Source organism: Vibrio sp. R78045 (genome assembly GCF_042466085.1).
Taxonomy (GTDB): domain Bacteria; phylum Pseudomonadota; class Gammaproteobacteria; order Enterobacterales; family Vibrionaceae; genus Vibrio; species Vibrio cyclitrophicus.
Map to the genome: position 1 here is coordinate 784,908 of NZ_JAXHBS010000013.1, position 19,932 is coordinate 804,839.

General features: G+C 43.9%; 18 protein-coding genes. 6 read left to right on the forward strand and 12 right to left on the reverse strand.

From position 1 onward, the window contains the following. Positions 1–130: 130 nt before the first annotated feature. From SJY39_RS14125 to SJY39_RS14145, 5 genes are all read right to left on the reverse strand, one after another. On the reverse strand, positions 131–2,485 hold the full coding sequence (locus SJY39_RS14125; RefSeq protein ID WP_016796613.1) for an arylsulfatase: 2,355 nt from the start codon (positions 2,483–2,485) through the stop codon (positions 131–133). Between the two features lie 230 nt (positions 2,486–2,715). After that, complete coding sequence (locus tag SJY39_RS14130) at positions 2,716–3,561, reverse strand: LysR family transcriptional regulator (protein WP_010432889.1); 846 nt, start codon at positions 3,559–3,561, stop codon at positions 2,716–2,718. Positions 3,562–3,564: 3 nt separating this feature from the next. After that, positions 3,565–4,890, reverse strand: coding sequence for an anaerobic sulfatase maturase (locus SJY39_RS14135; protein WP_016787559.1), 1,326 nt, complete (start codon positions 4,888–4,890; stop codon positions 3,565–3,567). A gap of 297 nt (positions 4,891–5,187) precedes the next feature. Then, on the reverse strand, positions 5,188–6,321 hold the full coding sequence (locus SJY39_RS14140) for an OmpP1/FadL family transporter (RefSeq protein WP_372275191.1): 1,134 nt from the start codon (positions 6,319–6,321) through the stop codon (positions 5,188–5,190). A 779-nt stretch (positions 6,322–7,100) separates the two neighbouring features. Beyond that, positions 7,101–7,583, reverse strand: coding sequence for a MarR family winged helix-turn-helix transcriptional regulator (locus SJY39_RS14145; RefSeq protein WP_010432882.1), 483 nt, complete (start codon positions 7,581–7,583; stop codon positions 7,101–7,103). A gap of 130 nt (positions 7,584–7,713) precedes the next feature. On the opposite strand from SJY39_RS14145, the gene SJY39_RS14150 reads away from it, so the two are divergent. Together SJY39_RS14150 and SJY39_RS14155 are read left to right on the forward strand one after the other, a co-directional pair. Further along, positions 7,714–8,622 carry a DMT family transporter gene (locus SJY39_RS14150; protein ID WP_016785536.1) on the forward strand — a complete coding sequence of 303 codons (909 nt, stop codon included), beginning with the start codon at positions 7,714–7,716 and terminating at the stop codon, positions 8,620–8,622. Continuing rightward, a complete protein-coding gene (locus SJY39_RS14155; protein WP_016785535.1) occupies positions 8,619–9,212 on the forward strand; it encodes an NADPH-dependent FMN reductase in 594 nt (197 codons plus the stop codon). Before SJY39_RS14150 ends, SJY39_RS14155 begins: the two co-directional genes overlap by 4 nt. 275 nt (positions 9,213–9,487) lie before the next feature. On the opposite strand, the gene folM is transcribed toward SJY39_RS14155, so the two are convergent. From folM to SJY39_RS14190, 7 genes are all read right to left on the reverse strand, one after another. Then, entirely contained in the window at positions 9,488–10,204 is a 717-nt protein-coding gene (gene folM / locus SJY39_RS14160) for a dihydromonapterin reductase (RefSeq protein ID WP_016766986.1), read from the reverse strand. Then, on the reverse strand, positions 10,201–10,839 hold the full coding sequence (gene folE, locus SJY39_RS14165; RefSeq protein ID WP_010432850.1) for a GTP cyclohydrolase I FolE: 639 nt from the start codon (positions 10,837–10,839) through the stop codon (positions 10,201–10,203). The genes folM and folE overlap by 4 nt, the downstream gene beginning before the upstream one ends. A gap of 10 nt (positions 10,840–10,849) precedes the next feature. Next, a complete protein-coding gene (folX, locus tag SJY39_RS14170) occupies positions 10,850–11,227 on the reverse strand; it encodes a dihydroneopterin triphosphate 2'-epimerase (protein ID WP_010432847.1) in 378 nt (125 codons plus the stop codon). Between the two features lie 86 nt (positions 11,228–11,313). Next, the gene (folK, locus tag SJY39_RS14175; protein WP_016766985.1) at positions 11,314–11,838 is read right to left on the reverse strand and encodes a 2-amino-4-hydroxy-6-hydroxymethyldihydropteridine diphosphokinase; all 525 of its coding nucleotides are present in this window, start codon (positions 11,836–11,838) and stop codon (positions 11,314–11,316) included. A 466-nt stretch (positions 11,839–12,304) separates the two neighbouring features. Further along, the gene (locus SJY39_RS14180; protein ID WP_010432840.1) at positions 12,305–12,550 is read right to left on the reverse strand and encodes a hypothetical protein; all 246 of its coding nucleotides are present in this window, start codon (positions 12,548–12,550) and stop codon (positions 12,305–12,307) included. A 228-nt stretch (positions 12,551–12,778) separates the two neighbouring features. Continuing rightward, the gene (locus SJY39_RS14185) at positions 12,779–13,123 is read right to left on the reverse strand and encodes a multidrug efflux SMR transporter (RefSeq protein WP_010432838.1); all 345 of its coding nucleotides are present in this window, start codon (positions 13,121–13,123) and stop codon (positions 12,779–12,781) included. Positions 13,124–13,367: 244 nt separating this feature from the next. After that, on the reverse strand, positions 13,368–15,554 hold the full coding sequence (locus SJY39_RS14190) for a phosphoesterase (protein ID WP_016793185.1): 2,187 nt from the start codon (positions 15,552–15,554) through the stop codon (positions 13,368–13,370). Positions 15,555–16,064: 510 nt separating this feature from the next. Here SJY39_RS14190 and SJY39_RS14195 point away from each other — a divergent pair. The 4 genes from SJY39_RS14195 (at position 16,065) to SJY39_RS14210 (ending at position 19,804) form a co-directional block, all read left to right on the forward strand. After that, a complete protein-coding gene (locus tag SJY39_RS14195) occupies positions 16,065–17,213 on the forward strand; it encodes an S-(hydroxymethyl)glutathione dehydrogenase/class III alcohol dehydrogenase (protein ID WP_016787555.1) in 1,149 nt (382 codons plus the stop codon). 156 nt (positions 17,214–17,369) lie between these two features. Further along, positions 17,370–18,209, forward strand: coding sequence for an S-formylglutathione hydrolase (gene fghA, locus SJY39_RS14200; RefSeq protein WP_010432829.1), 840 nt, complete (start codon positions 17,370–17,372; stop codon positions 18,207–18,209). A 222-nt stretch (positions 18,210–18,431) separates the two neighbouring features. After that, a complete protein-coding gene (locus tag SJY39_RS14205) occupies positions 18,432–18,833 on the forward strand; it encodes a hypothetical protein (RefSeq protein WP_010432828.1) in 402 nt (133 codons plus the stop codon). 233 nt (positions 18,834–19,066) lie between these two features. Further along, positions 19,067–19,804 (forward strand): NUDIX domain-containing protein, encoded by a 738-nt coding sequence (locus SJY39_RS14210; RefSeq protein WP_016785532.1) that lies wholly within the window; start codon positions 19,067–19,069, stop codon positions 19,802–19,804. Positions 19,805–19,932 lie beyond the last annotated feature (128 nt).

Below are 19,932 nucleotides of genomic sequence, written 5' to 3' on the forward strand. Positions count from 1 at the left end.
TGGGACTATTCCAATCACTTAAGCACTTGTGTACTTATATACTTACGCACTTAAGTACTGAGCCCGGAATGAACGAAAAAAGCCGCCTATCAATACCCATTGTCATCGGTATCAATAGACGGCATACACTTTATTGTTCTAGGTACTTAACACGAACTTCTTTGATTTTGCCGTCAAATTTGAACGGCATCTCATCATAATAAGCTTGTGATACTGGCGAGCCTAAATCAGAGCCAATATCAAACCCATCATTGAATGAGAAGAACGAAGGCGCTGTTTTTGGAACCACACCAGAGGCGAACGCTTCACCATTCACCTTGATGGTGATATCGAAAGGCGTAAACGGCCCCGGCTTAGTGGCTTTAGATTCAACTTCTATCGTCACTTCACCTTCTGGTAACACTTTCTCAGATTGGATATGTGTGTGTTCCATCAAAAACAGGTTGTACTCATAGTTAAGCTTTCCGTCTTTCACGTACACCGTCATACCACCTGAGAATGCACCGACCGCGTAGAGCACACCATTCGTATCAGGAGTAACCACCGCATCAAACTCGACGAGCGTAGAACGGTTGCCGACTTTTGGTGCTGCAATTTCAGGGATTCTGGTGATTTCATCAGGATACGTCCATTGCGTATATTTACTCTCTGGCGCATCTTGCGGGCTGTGTGCTGCAGTAGACCATAATGATCCACCAATCGGGAAGGCTTTGTTATCCTGCGCTTCTTGCTTGAAAATCGCCTTCATTTCTTCCAGTTTTTCAGGGTACTTATCAGCCAGATCAACCGCTTGAGACCAGTCCTCATCAATGTGGTATAGCTCCCATTTATCCGTCTCAGGACTCCACTCTCTAAAACCTTCGGGCATACCTTGAACCCAAGGAGCTCTTGGCCCAAACGCACTCGCAAACCAACCATCATGATAGATACCGCGACTACCTAAGATCTCAAAGTATTGGGTTTTCTTCTGCCCTTTCACATCCGCATCGTCAAACGAATAAGTCATGCTTTTACCATCGATTTCATCTTGAACATGACCGTTGACCACTTTAGGTGGTGTAATGTCTAAAATGTCGTAGATAGTAGGCGCGATGTCGTTAACGTGATGGAATTGCGAGCGTGGCGTCGCATCGGGTTCAATTTTCGCTGGCCAACGCACCGCAAGAGGTTGACGTGTCCCACCAAAATGAGCCGCAACTAACTTGGTTGATTTATAAGGTGAGCTGCCTGCCCAAGCCCATGCTGCATGCGCCATGTTTTCAAATTTAGGACCGCCTAACTCATCAATTGAACCGACCTTGTTCATCGCTTCAATTTGTTGCTTTGTCGTGGTTGGAATGGCGTTTTGAGCGAGCAATTCAGCAAGCGTGCCGTTTTGCCCTTCCGATGACGCGCCATTGTCACCCCACAAGTAGAAGAAGACAGTGTTGTCTTTGTAGCCAAGCTCATCGATTTCATCGACCAAACGACCAACCTGAGCGTCGGTATGCTCAATGAAGCCGGCGTACACTTCCATTAAACGTGCTTGGAATGCTTTTTCATCTTCAGGTACATCGTCCCACGCAGGCATACTTTCTGGCCTTGGTGTTAGCTGCGCGTTTTCAGGAATCCAGCCCATTTTCTTGGCTTTTTCGTATACGTCTTTTCTGTATTCATCCCAACCAGCGTCGAATTTGCCCTTGTACTTATCAGCCCATTCTTTGGTTACATGGTGAGGGCCGTGTGCCGCACCACTAGACCAATACATCATGAAAGGTTTGTCAGGCTGCAAAGACTTGTGCTGACGCATCCATTTGATCGCTTGATCCGCAAGATCTTCACTCATGTGATAGCCTTCGCGGTGGATTTTTTCTGGATCAACAAACGTGGTGTTTTCCACCATAGTCGGTTCATATTGAGATGCACCAGCACCAACAAACCCATAGAAATATTCAAAACCATAACCCGTAGGCCAATTATCAAAAGGCCCCGCAGCTGTGGAATCTAACGGGTGAGTGTTGTGCCATTTACCAAAAGCAGAGGTTGAATAACCGTAGTTTTTAAGTACTTCAGGAAAGGTCGCACTGGTTTTCGGGATCACCCCTGCATAACCATCCCAATCGTTAGCATATTCCGCAATAACACCCGCGCCAACACGGTGATGGTTTCGACCAGTAAGCAATGAAGCTCGTGTAGGCGAACACATCGCTGTCGAGTGGAAACGGTTGTAGGAAATACCTTCACCAGAGATTTCATCTAATGTAGGCGTATCGATTGGACCGCCGTAAGTCGACGTTTGGCCAGGACCTACATCATCGATCATCACGATGACGATATTAGGAGCATCTTCAGGTAAATGGTTGGAAATAGGACGCTTGCTATGAGTAGATTCAGCAAGAGTATGTTTGGCCACCGAGGTCGATGGCTGACTAGGAAACGGTAAGACCTCTTGTGCGACAGAACCCGCAGCAAAACAAGACATCATGATGGCACTAAGCTTTTTCATTCGGACACCTTTGAGAACAGGAATTAACTCCGGTCTACCTGTTGTGCTAAAGACATCCGTATACCGTCATTTAGCGAAGCAAAATAGATCAGAGATGTAAAACTCAATGGCGAGGGGTCAAAGAAAATAGCCTCAGCACCAATGTAGTTTTTCAGTGCTAAGGTTATTCAAAAGGGGGATATGCAGGTAGAGCGTGGCGTTTATATCAGCAATAAGTGGGGTTTATAGTACTAATCCGCGCATCCTAGGTGTGCTCGAATAGTTTCTCTAACTTTTATGTGGTTTTCTGTTTTTTGATAGCGTCGATGGTAAGCCAGACAGTATTCCAATGGCTTATGCTCTATCGGGTTTTCCAGTACTTGAAAATTTAAACGCTCTTGCCAATTGAGTGCAAGATGTCGAGGTACGATCGCAACTCTATCGCTGATGGTGACATCAAGCAGCATCGCTGAAATTGAATGGGTCTTGCATTGGATATTCCTACTTTTTGGACTCTCCAAGCGGATATGTTCGAATCCATCCATTCCTTTCCATTGGGTAGCTAATGCGACATGCCCCTCTTCATAGAATTGATTCCGTGAAATATGACCATGAATTCTTGGATGGTCACGACGGCACACAATAACGGTCGATTCGCTGAATAACGGCTCAGTGACAATGGAGTGATCTTTGACCATAAATATACCCACGGCTAAATCGACAGATAACGATTTAAGTTGGTGCAGCAGTATTTCCTGATCTAATGGAGTATGTTCTATCATCATTGACGGTAGAACGGGCAAATCCAATGCCAGCGCCTCGTTCACATAAACCGAATAAGTAAAACGCTCACTCAAGGCATTTTGTATTTCATCAAACCCAACGCGAAATCGAGTGGCTAAACGAATGGCCATCGCGGTCGGTTTCATCGTCCGCCCCTCTCGATAAAACAGGGGCTCACCAATCTCTTGTTCCATTCGCTTTATAGATGCACTCACCGCTGGTTGCGTGATACCTATGGTTTCAGAGGCTTTGGTATAAGAGTGATACTGGTAAACTTCTAAGAATACTTTTATCAAATTCAGATCAAAATCCATGGTTTACCTTCTTACTCCGCAGCAATGTTTGTATTTTATACCACTTCCACAAGAACAGGATTGATTACGACCAATGGTCACCGAGCTTTTGCTTACAACTGCTGTCAGCTTCACATCTTGATAAGCCAATGCCCACATGATTTCATCTGCAAAACGACCAACAGATAATAGCCTACGCATTTCTTTCATGTATTGAGCACTGTACTCGAAGAATTTTTTATAGCCTTGGCAAAAATAGTTATGCCCTGGATGTCCGCTTGAACTGCGTTCAAAACGATGTTTTGGACACCCTCCATTGCAGGCAAACTGAAATGGGCATTTTTTACAGTCGGGAGTCAATGTTGTTTGTTTTTGTAGACCGAATTCAATGGCTTGCTGGCTGTTATTGCATTCAGAAATCGATTTATGATGAATATTGCCCAAACGATGTTCAGGGTATACATAATGGTCGCAATTGTATAAGTCCCCGTTCGCCTCAAGAGCAAAAGCATGACCACAACGTTCAGTAAAATGACACATTCCAGACTGCTGTCCGCACCAAGCACTCAACGTACTATCAAACATATTCACAAAAATGGAGCCCACATCTTTGCGTACCCATACATCAAAAATATCACAAAGAAATTCGCCATAGGCTTGCGAAGGCACCGACCATGACGTCACTTCCGCTAAAGGCTCATCGGGTAAGACAAGTTTTAAATCCGTTTCAGAACATGTTTGCTTCGCTCGTTCGACCAACGGAATAAACTGAATATACGTTGAACCAATCTCTTTCAAATGCTGATACACCCGCTTTGGATGCTTTACATTTTCATTATTGACGACGGTAAGCGTATTAAACTCAACACCATGCTTTTTTAACAATTCGATACCTTGCATAACTTGAGCATGTGTTTGTTTACCCGAGCGGGTGACTCGGTAAGCATCGTGTAGATCTTGTGGCCCATCAATGGACACACCGACTAAAAAGTGATGTTTTTTGAAAAACTCACACCAAGCATCGTTAAGCAAAATGCCGTTGGTTTGAAAGGTGTGTTCAAGTTTTTTTCCCTTTCCGTACTGTTCACATAACTGCATGGCTTTTTCAAAAAACGCGAGCCCCATCATTGTTGGTTCACCGCCCTGCCAAGTAAATTGAACATGGTTGTTGCTTTGAGCTTCAATGGTCTGCTTTATATAGGAACTTAGCGTGTCATCACTCATTCGCCAGTTTGTTTGACGTTCAGGATAGAGTTGGTGTTTTTCAAGATAGAAACAGTAACTGCAATCAAGATTACAGACAGAGCCGGTCGGCTTGGCCATTACGTGACAATTGTGAGGTGCTTGCATGAGTGAACCTTATAGTCAGCCCATCCATTGTGGCTAATTAGTGAGAAGCGTCCATAAGTGTGTATCACCATTCTATAGGTTCAGTTTCTGGCTAAATAGTCGGTGGTGGTTACATTTACTATAAACAGGATTTATAGTTCATACCTCTGAATAGCTCAAATCCACGACCACCGACAAATATCGACACATTTTAGTGATTAACCAAAGCCTTCTTCTGCTCTCTACTCTTATATTCTTCTGCTTTGGTTCTGGGTGAGTTTAAAGTGTATAACTCGACATCTAGGCTTGTTAAACGAATCAGTGACGATAAGAAAGGGTCACAAAGTGAATACGGTTATCTTCATAACTTCCTGTTGGCTGGAGTGTCACGTTGTCGGCTGTGATATCCGCGGTTCCATTATTTTGATATTGATACGCTAAACCTAACTTGTTGCCAGATTCAAGCTCATACTCACTACCAAACCCAATGCGCCATTGCTGGTCAACGGGCAGTAGTACGTCTCGCTCATTCTCGTTCACTGGAGAAGAGTCGTAGCTAGCGCCACCATAAATCGTAAACTTATCCATCTTATGCGCTGCGCCAACGCCTACAGAATAGGTCCATGTATATTTGTCGTCATAATCTTCCCAGTTTTCAAACTTAGCGTTAACCATTACATCGGTTTGTTTGGAAAGAGCATGCTTAAGCCCCAAGTCGATACTAGTAACCCAAGACAAATTCGCGGTTGGATTCACATCTAGCGACGTTTCAATATCAATTTCATGGTCTGTTTTATGGCGATATTGCAGACCCAAGTGTGTATTGTCGCTCAACGTGTAGTAAGAGCTCAGAGCAAAAGAAGGAGCAACACTGTCACCGGTAGCAAGTTCTTCCCATTGAGTGTTCACGCCACCAACGACGTCTATCTTCATGTATTGAAGAATCAAAGAACCGCCAAGGGAGAGCTTGTCTGTAACTTGATATGAAACACCAGTTGTAATATCGACGACAGCAATAGCATTCTCTGAAATGGCATTGATTGGATTAGCGCCGACACCATTGCTATATTCAGCACCTAAGCCACCCGCGGAATGAAGACTAATTCCAAGTACCGCTTTCTTATTCACTCTTTTAGCATAAGAGGCGTGAGGTGCGATTAATCCCTTTGAGGCTTCAGTGCTTTCTCCTGAATCATCACGAGTGAACTGGTTGAATACATTGATATACTGAGCGCCCGAAACATACGAGCGCTCTTCAATGCCAGAAAGTGCAGCGGCGTTTGAGATTGTTGCAGAAGAGTCAGAACTATTTGTAACGTTGGCGGCCCCTGCTGTTGCAACGCTTTTGGTTGTCGCTATTTGAGACATGCTTAAGCCAGCACTATTGACCCAAAAGGGGGAGAGAGTGGCACATGCAACCACAACATTGAGAGCGACTTGCGTCATCTTCATTTTATAGATTCCTTAGGATGTTTCGAGAGAATTTTTCGGCGTATTGCACACATGCAACAAGCCCACACTTGAACCATCCGCAATAAAAGCTAGAGCGTTCACGTAATTAGTAATTAAGTGGCGCCCGAACCTTTCTTGTCATTCAACTCAGCCACAAAACTCAATATTGTCTTGGATTTCGTTTAACTTAGACCAATTTCACTTGTAGATTTTCGATGCCCCGATTCATATCCGCATTTAACGTGTCATCACTCATTTAACAATTGATTAGGTGTCCAGGACAGAGTTGGTGTGTTTCGAAATAGAAAAGGGAGTTGCAACCAAAATGACAAACAGAACCCGTCGACTTGGCCATTAATGAAAACGGTCCATATAAGTGTGTTCCACTATTCTATAGGTTCGGTTTTGGTCTAAATAGTTGGTGGTGATTACATTTACTATAAACAGAATTTATACTTACTAACTTCGCAGTAGCGGGCTGAAGTTGGTTGCTTAGTCGGAGGTAATCTTGGGGAATATATCCACTTAATGAGGTTACTATTTGTAAGTCAGACTCCACTATCTGGAATAAGTGGGAGTAGACAACGTAACGCAGAGTTGGGCACTTTTGAGCTAGAAAGTGCCACGGTAAAAGTTCAACCTGAGAAGATTCTGGACAGAAACTTGCTAGCTCTTCAGCTCTAATTACAGCGTTCCGGTTAATTTTTAGTATCGCAAGCCATCATTAACAGCCAGTAAACGAGTAAAGGAATATTGAAAACCTAAAAAGCGACTGTTCGTTATTGCCTTTCCAACAGTATCTTTCTCAACAAACTTGCCAACTGATCTTGTTCTTGGCTACTAAGTACGCTCAGCATGTTATCCATATTAGCAACATGTGCATTTAATGCTGTGTCCACCAACTCAACTCCCTTTTGAGTCAGGGTAACTTTACAGCTGCGTCTGTCTTCTTCACTGGCAATACGTTGGACAAAACCACGTTTTACCAACTGTTCAATACGTGTACTGACCGCACCAGACGAAAGCATCAGAGTTTGATACAGCTCAGTAGGAGTGACCACTGTATCGCTGCGGCGCATAGTAGCCAAAATATCAAACTCAATACTACTCAGCCCATGTTCTTGAAAAACCGACTCCAAATTCTTCTTCCATATACCACTGGTTCGACGTAATCGCCCGACAACACCCATTGCTGAGCAATCCAGATCCGGCCTGACTGCAAGCCATTGAGCAAGAATTTTATCAACTTTATCTGATGTCATTTTTATCTCTCAAGTAAATATCTTTTCAAAAATATACTTGATTAAAGATTAGGCTTCCATTACTTTAATAAAAGTATCTTTTGTAAAAGATACTTTTATTAAAGTAATAACCAGTCAGTTAAGGAGAGTTATGAACAGGATTCAACAAGTTAAGACAATAGCGTTAACCGCAATTGCACCTATTATCTGGGGCAGTACCTATATAGTCACAACGGAAGCGCTACCTCCAGAAAGTCCGCTTATTGCTTCAACAATCCGTTCGCTTCCTGCTGGTATATTGCTTGTGCTTATTAGCCGAACGGGGCTAACTGGATTGTGGTGGCTCCGTATGGCAGTGCTAGGTTTTCTGAACATCGGGCTATTTTTCTATTGCTTATTTTTCGCGGCAACCTACCTACCGGGTGGCATGGCATCGATGGTGATGTCTATTCAGCCGGTGATTGTAATGATCATGAGTTGGTACCTATTGAGTGCCAACTTCTCTTCACAACAACTGACCGCTAGTGTGTTGGGAATTCTCGGCGTAGGCCTGCTAGTGCTTAACAGCTCAGCCGAAATCAATATTGAAGGTGTGGCTACCGCCATACTTGGAACGCTGAGCATGGCTTTAGGCGTGGTGCTGACAAAAAAATGGGGACGTCCTACGGGCATGACGATGCTTGGGTTTACAGGTTGGCAATTGTTATTTGGCGGCATCATTTTGCTACCAGTCTCGCTTTGGCTAGAAGGCGTTCCAAACCAACTTACGTCAATCAACTACCTAGGCTATGGATACCTAAGCCTGATTGGTGCCGTTTTGGGTTACTTTCTGTGGTTTCGCGGTATCGAGAAACTGCCTCCGGTGACCGTCTCTTTTCTCGGATTTCTAAGCAGTGTTTCTGCCTGTTTTCTTGGATATCTAATCCTAAATCAAACACTGACTTGGCCCCAATTACTTGGTGCCTCTGTAATTCTATTTTCAATTGTGCTGGCTACGCCTCGCTCACCATCAAACCAATCAACTAACACAATTTCAGACCGTAAAAAGGAATTAATATGAATATTACAATCGTATCAGGAAGTCAAAGAGCGCATTCTCAGAGCCTAAATGTTGCCTATTACCTACAAACACTGGCTGAGCCTCATTTTGACAAGGCAACCGTTCTCGATTTACACCAACTGAATCTACCGTTTTGGAATGAAGGAGTATGGCAAGACAGTGAGGAGTGGAAACAATGGAAACCTGTCGCTCAAATCCTTAAGAAATCGGACGCGTTCATTTTTATTACCCCAGAATGGCATGGAATGGCAACGCCGGCATTAAAGAACTTTTTGATGCTGACCACTGACCAGGAACTGGCTCATAAAGCAGCGCTGCTGGTGAGCGTTTCAGCGAGCGTAAATGGTGTCTACCCGATCAGTGAATTACGGATGACGGGTAATAAAAACAATCATGTGTGTTTTCTGCCTGATCATCTGATGTTTCGTAACTGCGAAGATATTCTGACAACTGAACACGAATGTACCGACCTGCATCTGCATGACCGCAGCGAATATACCATGAAGCTACTAGCTGCCTACGCTAATGCACTAGCTCCAGTGCATCGCGATATGGTCAATATAGGTAAAAAGTTCCGCTATGGGATGTAGCCACTAGCAATACAAAAGTCACCAGCCCAAACATGTGGTTCTTGTTAAGAACGAAGATGAGTAGTCATACGCTCGCTTATAATTATCCTAATTATTCGAATACACCGTATAAGGATAAAGTGAGCGTAGTACCCTATTCATCTTCATATTAGCTCTGGGATTGAATGCCTGAATTAACAGCCTATAAATAAAAATTAGCACTAACAATAATTGGATCAGAAGCGGTTTAGATAGTTCCATTGACTGTGCTTCCACAAGCTCTTACTACAAAGGGGTCACTTCAAATGCCTGCCGCCATCAAGGTGCAAAGTCCTTCCTGTCATATAATGACTAGCCAGAACAAACTTAATACCATCTATCACTTCTTCAAAGCCTGCCTCGGCCGGAATCAGAGCTTTTTTCAGAGCTTTGGTTTTGTACGCCTCATCGTCATTTTCATTAAACTTAATCATAGCTGGAGAAACGGTATTTACTTTCACCTTGGGAGCCAGCATTGCAGAAAACGATAGCGTCAGGTTGTTGAGCGCTGCTTTACTAGCAGCGTAGGCAATGTGTTTTTTACTGCCTTTTTCCGCAACGTAGTCACTGATGTGAATGATGTCTGAAGTGTGATCGTCAGACATCAGTTGGTCTTTGAGTGTTAAGTTGATCAGATAAGGCACGGTGGCGTGAATCGTCATCATCTGGTGCATGATTTGTGATGCATTTTCACTTGGATCTTTCTTGTTCTCAGGCTTCCAGTCGGAAGCGTTGTGTATGATGGCTCGAATTACCTTGTATTCTTGACTAACGTAGTCAAGAAAGCCCTCTAAGCTACTTTGTTGATAAAAGTCTACCTGTTGCAAGTCTGCCCCGTTGTCTCGCAATAGCTGTAGTTGGGGATAGTGGCTGCGGTAGGTGCCAACCACTTTGTACCCTTCCGCTAGAAGTTGCTGCGCCAAAGCGAAGCCTAGACGTTTTCCAACGCCAGTTATTAGTATGGTTTCACTCATCGTAAAAACTCAGCTCTGGTTTGAGGGTTAGTTTTGAAGATACCACCGAGAGCGGTTGTTGAAGTTTCAGAGTTGGCGTCCATGACACCTCTGGATTTAACACAATAGTGGGTTGCTTTAATCGTCACGGCCACGTTTTCTGTTTCAACTAGAGTCTGTATCGCGACCAAGATTTGCTGGGTAAGGCGCTCTTGGACCTGAGGGCGCTGAGCAAAGAATCGTACAATGCGGTTTATTTTAGACAGCCCAAGAATCTTGTTTTCAGGGATATAGGCCACTTCTGCTAAACCATCAATGGTAATGAAGTGATGTTCGCACGTCGAAGTTAAATCTATATTCGATACCTTGACCATTTCATCAACCGACATTTTGTTGTCTATCACACTGATTTTTGGAAAGTTATCATAATCTAGACCTGAAAATATTTCATGAACGTACATCTTTGCAATGCGATGGGGTGTTTCAGCGAGACTGTCATCGGTTAGATCCAACCCAAGCGTACTGACAACTTCCGTTAAAAGCCCTTTGATGCGGTTGTACTTCTGATCAGGATTCATTTCGCTCGGTATCATCGGGGTTTCAAGTCCTTTTTCGAGCAAAGCTTCTCTTACTTTTTCGGCTTCCGTATTTAACATGACTCACTCCTTATGAATTATTGTCGTTATCTGCTTCATAGCTCAGGGTGAGCGAAACAGAGTCGGCAAAACGCAGAGCATGAGGCTTGTCAATTCTCACTTGAGCGTATTGAACCCATGGATGGTCGATACAAATGCCGAGTACGTCGCTTGTTAACTTTTCTAGAAGCAGAAATCTTCCTGATTCGACGTGTTGAATAATTTTTTTGCAGATATTTTTGTAGTTGAGAGCATTGTCCACATCATCAGAGAGACAAAGCTTATTAGCGGGGTAATGGATTTCTGCATTGATGACGATGTCTTGCTGCTTGGTTTTTTCTTCTTCGTTAAAGCCGATGAAAGTTCTTAATCTGAGATTTGTGATGGTAATGATAGCGTTGTGATTCATAACAGTGTCCAATCCTTAGAAAGTGAAGTCAGTTACGTGCATGTTTTAAGAAAAGATCATTAGAACGCGAGCGATTACAATTTCAGTCATTCATTTTGCAGTCGTTGCAAGGGCTTAATGAAACTGAGATCAAAAGGGATGGGTTTAGTTTTCTGACTTAACTGGTCAAAATTTTTCCAGATCTGTTGAAACGAAATGTCTAGAGTGGGGTGAAGTGTTTGCGCGGCAATATCGACTAACGGCCTGAGCACAAAAGCGTATTCGGTGATTTCGCCTCTAGGCAGTTCTACCCCGTCGATCATGCCCACTTGATTGCCATAAAGAAGTATATCGATATCCATCGTACGTGAAGCATACGCTTTAGTCTGACGCTTACGATCATTCTCTATTTCAATTTGATGTAGAACCTTAACCAGTTCTGCGACAGAGAAGTCACATTCGAATCCAACGACTAGATTTAGGAAATTATCCCCTTCAAAACCAACAGGCTCGCAATCGTAGAAATTAGAAATGTGTAGGGGTGCAAAGAGGTGACTTAATGCCTTAAGAGATTCTGTGATGTGATGTTCGCGGTTAATGTTGCTTCCGATGCTTACATAGACTGTAGCCATATTATTTTCTTCCTTTTTAGTTGGCCTATACGTCCAACTCGCTATGAAGATCAGCTATGTACTCCTTTTAATGTCAGGAAGATAAAAGAAAAATACGCATCTGTGGCAAATTTAGATATTCACGCAATAGAACCATTATCTAGAACAATTCCCATGCGAGCGCATATGACGGTTGATAAGCTGTAACACCAATCTTGAAGATGATGATGCACAGAGCTACAAATAGCATTAGCACTAGACGCACCCCACTGACAGCCTGCTCTGAGCACAACAAGCATGGTGTGCTCCTCATCATGATTATCGACTCTTTTCGATGCATGCTTGGAGGGGGTGCCATCGTGGATAAGCAGTATCGGTTTGATTTTTGACCTAAACCATTGTTGGACAGAGCTTTGTCAACATGAATAACACCGATTGAGAGGTTCGATAGGGGTAAGCGAGTTTTATAACCCCCTACCCCTTTCGCTTACTCTTTGGTCTGGTGCCCCGTCTTCTTCGCAAACTTTTGCATCGCCTCGGCAAACGTTGTTGTCCCGCCTTTCGCTTGAACTTGCACCACCTTATATCCCATATTTTCCAGCGCTACACGCTCTGCTAACACGGCTTTGTCATCTTGTTGACTGCCTTTAACTGGCTGATGAATGTAACACCCCTCTAGTTGACCATCTTCGACCAGTTGGTGGTGTTTCAGTGCATTGATATCAAAATTCATAGTAAGTCTTTTAGTTTAAGTTGGGGAGTCACTGCAGCAAGGCCGGAAGTATTTACAACTTTATCGCATATACCAAAAGGCATTTTAACCCCAAAAAGCTGACGCTGATACAGGAATCCACTGACATGTAATCGAGTACTATTTACCTTAGAAAGGGAGAGGTATGCAACGCTCCACCAAATGGTTCGATCCATGCTCAAAGCACAAGAAACGCGAGCTAGACCTTGCTCAGTGGCTCACAGACGATGAAAACAGGTTGATAATCACTACGCCAGATAAAATCAAACCGATCCCAATCACCGCGTAGATATCGAGTTTCTGCCCGTAAACCAACCAAGACAGTGCCGCGACCAACACGATGCCAGCTCCACACCAAACTGCATACGCCACCCCCAAAGAAATAGTTTGTACCGTGAGAGACAACAAGTAAAAAGCGAAACCGTAGCTAACCAATACAGCAATTGTTGCAGGTACAGAAGTAAACTGCTGCGTTTTAGGTAATAGAGAAGTCGCGACAACTTCAAGCACGATGGCAAGTGATAGCATCACCGGGGGCGGGAGAGATAAAAGCATGTTTGACTCCACAACATTAAATTCGGCGGCTAGAATATTGTAGTTTTGTGTCTAATTCATGTGTTTTTCAGTAAGTAATTATTATTACGTCCCCTAAAAGGTCTTAACCAAAGAAATCCATCAATAGGTCTTTAGATCTTCATATACTTACAAAATAAAAGAACCCGCTAACTCATAGCTAACAGGCTCTTTTTTAATCGAGAAATCAAGACACTTAGTCTTTAAAAAAGCAAAGCTGCAACGTTTAGTTTACTGTCGTAGAGCCTCTAAGAATATCGCGCTTCACTTCACCTTTCAGATCGGTCAAGGTTTGCTGGTCGATATCGATCAAGAAGTGGTCACTCGCTTGGCCTGTTGCGAATTTTTCAAGAATCACGAACAAGCTACCAAAACGAGAGCGGAATACTTCACCAACGGTATATTGGCCAAGGTCACCCAGTTCAGAATCCACCGTGCCATCAAACTCTGAAAGCTCTCGGCTTAGCAACTCGTATTGGCGAAGTTGTGTTTCACCGATATCACGGAATGCCAGTTCGTCTGCATTACGTAGTCGGTAGAAATCTGTCGCTAGTAGCTCACCGCTCCACTCTGCAAAATCAGCTAATTCTAGTCCTTCTAAAGAAGCCAGCTTTTGAGCAACAACCTTAGCTGTCTCCCAATCTCGTTGAAACTGTTCGTAATCATCCACACCATTTTCAACGCAAGTCCCTACGTCGTAGCCGAGTTCATTCGCTAGCTGACAAACCGTGAAGTTGGTTTTTAGCTGAGACATGATCATCATCTCTTCACCGTTCATTTCCATGATCATTGCGCGCATCTCTAGCGGCCAGTCACCCGGAAGGAAACGCAGACGCGTTAGTTCACGAATGTGCCAATCAGTCAGTTCGTAGTAGTTTTCTGAATCCAAAATGTCTTTGTTCCAGATTTTCGCTTGTGCTTCTGGGTCTCCGACTGCAGCTTGAGTAAGGTACTCATGCTCTTCTTCATAGTGACTGAATAACTCGTTGTAACGTGCCACTTGGTCGATAATTACTGTCTCAACTTCGATCTGATTATCTGGGCGAATATTTAAGAGCTTATATGCAGGAACATAACCCGCTAGCGATGGTGCTTGGATATTAAAAAGGGTGTGCTGAACGCCATCAAAATTGAAGCTCTTCTTACCTGTATCGTTAAAGTGCATGTGACCGCCAACGTGGATATTTAAGCCAGTCGCTGCCAATGCGCGGCTGGTATTGTCATCAGGCTCACGTGCAAGTTGGTGGCTACCTTCACCAAACAAGTCTTCAATCTCTTCAGAAGCGCCGTTATAGAAATCGGTCATCGGGAAGTGCGAGAAGGAAACCAGCGTCTTGTTCTGCTCTTTCGCCGCCTTTACCACATCAGAGATCCAATCGATCACATGCTCTTTGTGAGTCAGCATCATGTTGTAACCAGCGTTGCTTGAACCGTCAAACGTGCCACCATCGACAGAATTATCAGACGAGTTTTCTTTCGGGCGATAAACGTTCGCGTCGATCGCCAACAACCAAAGTCCTTTCACTGGCTCTACTAAGTAACTCGTATCCGGCACTTCAGAACAGCTTGTGTAACCATTTTCTTTGTAACTGCCACCTGTGCCTTCGTAACAGATCTCATACATGCGTTTATCAAAGGCCGCTTCTTCTTTCGCTAAATCATAGCTGTAATTAGTTCGAGCTTGGTCGGTGCTGTAAGGGGTTTCAAAGTAGAGGTAATCTGGTTGAGGGTAGAAGCCGTGAGTACCAAGAATACTCATGATCTCTTCATAGCCCCACTCACGTACTTCTTCAGTACAAATCGTGTCTAGGCTGTCACCTTGGCCTGGAATAGTTGTCCATTCATCGTCATAACCAACACACTCTTCTTTACCAAGGCTGAAGATGCGTTGCTCTTTACCACCTTCTCCTAGGTAATCAGATTTACCTGCGGGGATAGTAAATGGGCGTACTGGATCGTGGTTACCAGGTGCTGCGAAAAATTCGAGGCCGTGTGTATCACGGTAATGATCAAAAATGCTGACCAAACCACGCATATGGACTGGCTGACCGTCATCACTAAAGTCACCCGGCAAGGCCACATACTTCACGCCACGCGCAACCACATCATCCAGTGCTGCGATCATCGCAAAGTAGTTTTCATTAAATAGACGGGTAGAGTTCATCTGAGACTCCATCGTTCGAATTGTCGCATACTCACGACTATCTGAGTTGTAGAGCCCTGCGAACGAACCATCTTGAAAGTCACCGTAGACATCATGGAAATGAATATCAGGCATGAATGCGACTTGTACTGCGCTCTCTAGATTACCGTTGTCATCACCTGATGAACTATCACTTGGCGAATTCGAATTGCAACCAACCAGCGTGGCTGCTATCAAGCCTGACAGTACGGTCAATGTACTCTTTTTCATTTTCTCTTTCCAAAAGTTAGAACTCAAAATTTGGCGAGGAGATTAGATGAGAAAAATGACACTATTGTTTCTAATATCTTACAAAACGTCGCACAGAGATTGCTTATGCGACATTGATCCAATCATTAAAATTCAATAAGTTACCATCTATCTCAGAAGCTGATAGTTCGACAGCATGAATTGGCGATTAATATACAATTCATCATAAACCTTTCGCTTAAATATCCATAAAAGCAATGTATTCAGACCCATTGGATAATACACGTGTCCTCGAAACATAAGCCGTTCTGATTCAGATAATTGCCAAAATAAGTTCATCGCCTTATATCAATTATTACAAATAAGTAATAATCATTTTCCATTTAGGGGGATTATCAAGATCTATAGTCGCCCCTATACTAGCTCCAACAAAACGAGAGAGCGGAAACAAACTTGCTCAACTAAGCTTAACGAGTTGAGCATATTGAGAATCAAAAAGTCCGCTGTAATGACATAAATAGGAAGCATCCAATGACTATCGAAATCAAACCTGGTCAAACTCATATCCAATCTAAAGCAATGGTCGCTTGGAAAGCGGGTGAACCTCTAAAACGTGAAACTGTTGACGTTGAACTGCCAAAAGCAGGTGAAGTTCTTGTTCGTATCGTAGCGACTGGTGTTTGTCACACTGACGCATTCACATTATCAGGTGACGATCCAGAAGGTATCTTCCCTTCAATTCTTGGTCACGAAGGTGGCGGTATCGTTGAGATGATCGGCGAAGGCGTTACCAGTGTTGAAGTTGGCGACCACGTTATCCCACTTTACACAGCAGAGTGTGGTGAATGTAAGTTCTGTAAATCGGGTAAAACTAACCTGTGCCAAGCCGTTCGTGAAACGCAAGGTAAAGGCCTAATGCCAGACGGTACAAGCCGCTTCTCTATCAATGGTGAGACAATCTTCCACTACATGGGTTGTTCTACTTTCTCTGAGTACACAGTACTTCCAGAAATCTCACTAGCGAAAGTAAGCAAAGAAGCACCACTTGAAGAAGTTTGTCTTCTAGGTTGTGGTGTAACTACAGGTATGGGCGCTGTACTGAACACAGCTAAAGTTGAAAAAGGCGACAACGTTGCTGTATTCGGCCTAGGTGGTATCGGTCTTTCTGCAATCATTGGTGCTCGCATGGCTGGTGCTAACCGCATCATCGGTGTTGATATCAACGAAAGCAAATTCGAGCTAGCGAAACAGCTTGGTGCGACAGATTGCATCAACCCAACTAAATTCGACAAGCCAATCCAAGACGTTATCGTTGAGATGACAGACGGCGGTGTTGAGTACTCTTTCGAGTGTATCGGTAACGTAAACGTAATGCGTCAAGCACTTGAGTGCTGCCACAAAGGTTGGGGCGAATCAGTAATCATTGGTGTTGCGGGTGCAGGCCAAGAGATCGCAACTCGTCCATTCCAACTAGTGACTGGTCGTGTATGGCGTGGTTCGGCTTTCGGTGGTGTTAAAGGCCGCTCTGAGCTTCCAGAAATCGTAAACCGTTACATGGCGGGTGAATTTGGTCTTCAAGAGTTCATCACTCACACAATGAGCCTTGACGAAGTAAACGACGCATTCGACCTAATGCACAAAGGTGAATCTATCCGTACTGTTCTACACATGGATAGATAATACCTCATGGTCTTGGCACTTAGGTGTCGAGACCACAATTCTGACTTAAACATCAGAGCGAAACTGTCTTCACCACCTCCTGCCCGGTGGGTGGTGAAACTTTAAGTGATATAGACAAATTTACTCCCAAACCATCAACCTAACGGAGCACAATAGATGACAATCGAAAACATTAGCCAAGCAAAGGTTGCTGGTGGTTGGCACAAACAATACACCCACTTTTCTGCAACGCTTGACTGCAACATGCGTTTTGCGATTTTCTTGCCACCTAACGCAAGCAAAGAAAACCCAGTTCCTGTTTTGTATTGGTTATCAGGCTTAACCTGTACCGATGAAAACTTCATGCAAAAAGCCGGTGCTTTCAAAGCCGCGGCTGAGCAAGGTATTGCTATTGTCGCGCCCGATACTAGTCCGCGCGGCGAAGGCGTTGCCGACAACGCAAGCTACGATTTAGGCCAAGGGGCAGGCTTCTACGTGAATGCCACTCAAGCACCATGGGACAGTCATTACCACATGTACGATTACGTGGTAACAGAGCTTCCAGCCCTGATTGAATCATTCTTCCCAGTGACTTCGGTGAAATCGATTTCTGGTCACAGCATGGGCGGACACGGTGCCTTAACGATTGGCATTAAAAACGAAGATAGCTACCGTTCTATCTCGGCATTCAGCCCAATCACCAACCCAATGCAATGCCCTTGGGGACAGAAAGCATTCAACCAATATCTAGGCTTAGATATTGAAGAGTGGAAACACTACGACGCTTCTGAACTTCTAAAAACCAAAGGCACTAAGCTGCCAATGTTGGTAGACCAAGGAGAAGCGGACAACTTCCTAATTGAGCAGCTAAAGCCTGAGCAATTGGTAGAAGCAGCAAAGACAACCAATGCCGATTTAGAACTACGTATGCAGCCAGGTTACGACCATAGCTACTACTTCATCTCTAGCTTTATTGATGAGCATATTGAGTTCCATGCCGCTTACCTAAACAAGTAATCACCGTTATTTAACCCACACCTTGCAACCGTAAGGTGTGGGCTTTTTTATGACTGTTCATTACTCGCACAAATAAATGTAAACCAAGGTTTATGAACAGTGTGTCAATTCATTCAAACTTCCTAACAGACAGGTGATACTTTCACTCATTCATACTCTTACAATCAGCAAATCAAACCTGTTACCATAGCGCCTTCAACATCACCTATTTTGAAGGTTGCTATGAAAGCAATTAAGATTCTTTTCTTCCTGATGGTTTTATTGAGCGGTCTGTTTACCGCTTGGCTGTTTATTCCAATTCCAGCGACCATGGACAAGCAAACGCTCGATGTTCCATTAACGGAACCATTCAAGCTTGTGGCGTACCGCAGCAACCCGAATGACGCGAGCAAGCCGCTGACATACCACTACTATGTGATTTCAGATGTGGTTGGCGTGGACGACATGGACCCGTTCCTAGTTACCACAGACCAGTTCGTGAAGCTTGGCGAATTCGACGAAAACACGTTCAATTTAACGGTTAACGGTAAGATCGAGAGCTACACCAACGATTTATGGATCAAAAAATCTGACGGCAAGCTTCAGCACTGGTACGTGAGTATTGATGCAAACTATATTCGTTAGCGTCGAACTCAAATAGACCCGATTCTAAAACTGCGCTTAAGCTTCCAAGCGCAGTTTTTGTTTCTAGCGCAATTTTTTCAAGCCGCCCGCTTTAAACTCTCCCTCACTTTTTGCCCACCACTACCGTGCTCTTAAAAATGCTACAAGCAGAGCAGGTTTTATAAGCTCTTGAGATAAGATAAGCTCCACCTATGCTCGACTCCCTATAAATCAAAAATAATAAAGGATCACTAGTGGAATTTACGCTCGACAAATTTAACGGCATCATCATTGACCCAGCAACAGCACCTCACAATGTTGATTCATTCAATGCCGAACTCAGCGAGATCACCGAATTTTCAAAGCAGAATAACAAAGGCATCATTTGGATTAGCTTGCCTATTTCACTCTCGCACCTTATTCCGGTGGCGACTGAGCTTGGCTTTGTGTTTCACAACTGTCTAGAAGACGAGATTACGCTGATCCACAAATCCGAGATTGTAGAGTTTGTACCTTTCATCCCTACCCACACCTTGGGCGCTGGCGCGTTGATCACCAACGAACACAACCAAGTGCTGATGATCAAAGAGCATGGCATGACAGGCTACAAATTACCTGGCGGCCACATTGAACTTGGCGAGGGTATTGAAGAGTCTGTGGTTCGAGAAACATTAGAAGAGACAGGTATCGAAGCAACGTTCGTTTCTGTGGTTGGCATGGCGACGAGACACCCGTATCAGTTTGGCAAATCGAACCTCTACTTTATTTGCCACCTTATCGCTCAAACCCAAGAGATTGCGATTCAAGACACAGATGAAATTGCAGAAGCTAAATGGATTGATGTTGAAGAGTATATTAACAACCCCGACAGCTACCCGTTTAACCGCCAATTGGTTGGTACTCTGATAGGAAAGCAAGGTTTGGAACTCACTCAGTTAGAAGGCAACTATGGCCCTGTCCACAAGCCAGAGATCTTCTTTTCGCAAAGCTAGAGCGATTCAGATATAAAAACGCCCAATTCGAATGAATCGGGCGTTTTGGTTTTACTTTTTGTTTTTCTTAATTAAGCCAACTGCGTTGTTAGTTATTCTTTGTACCTATGATTCATTCTCATACTTTT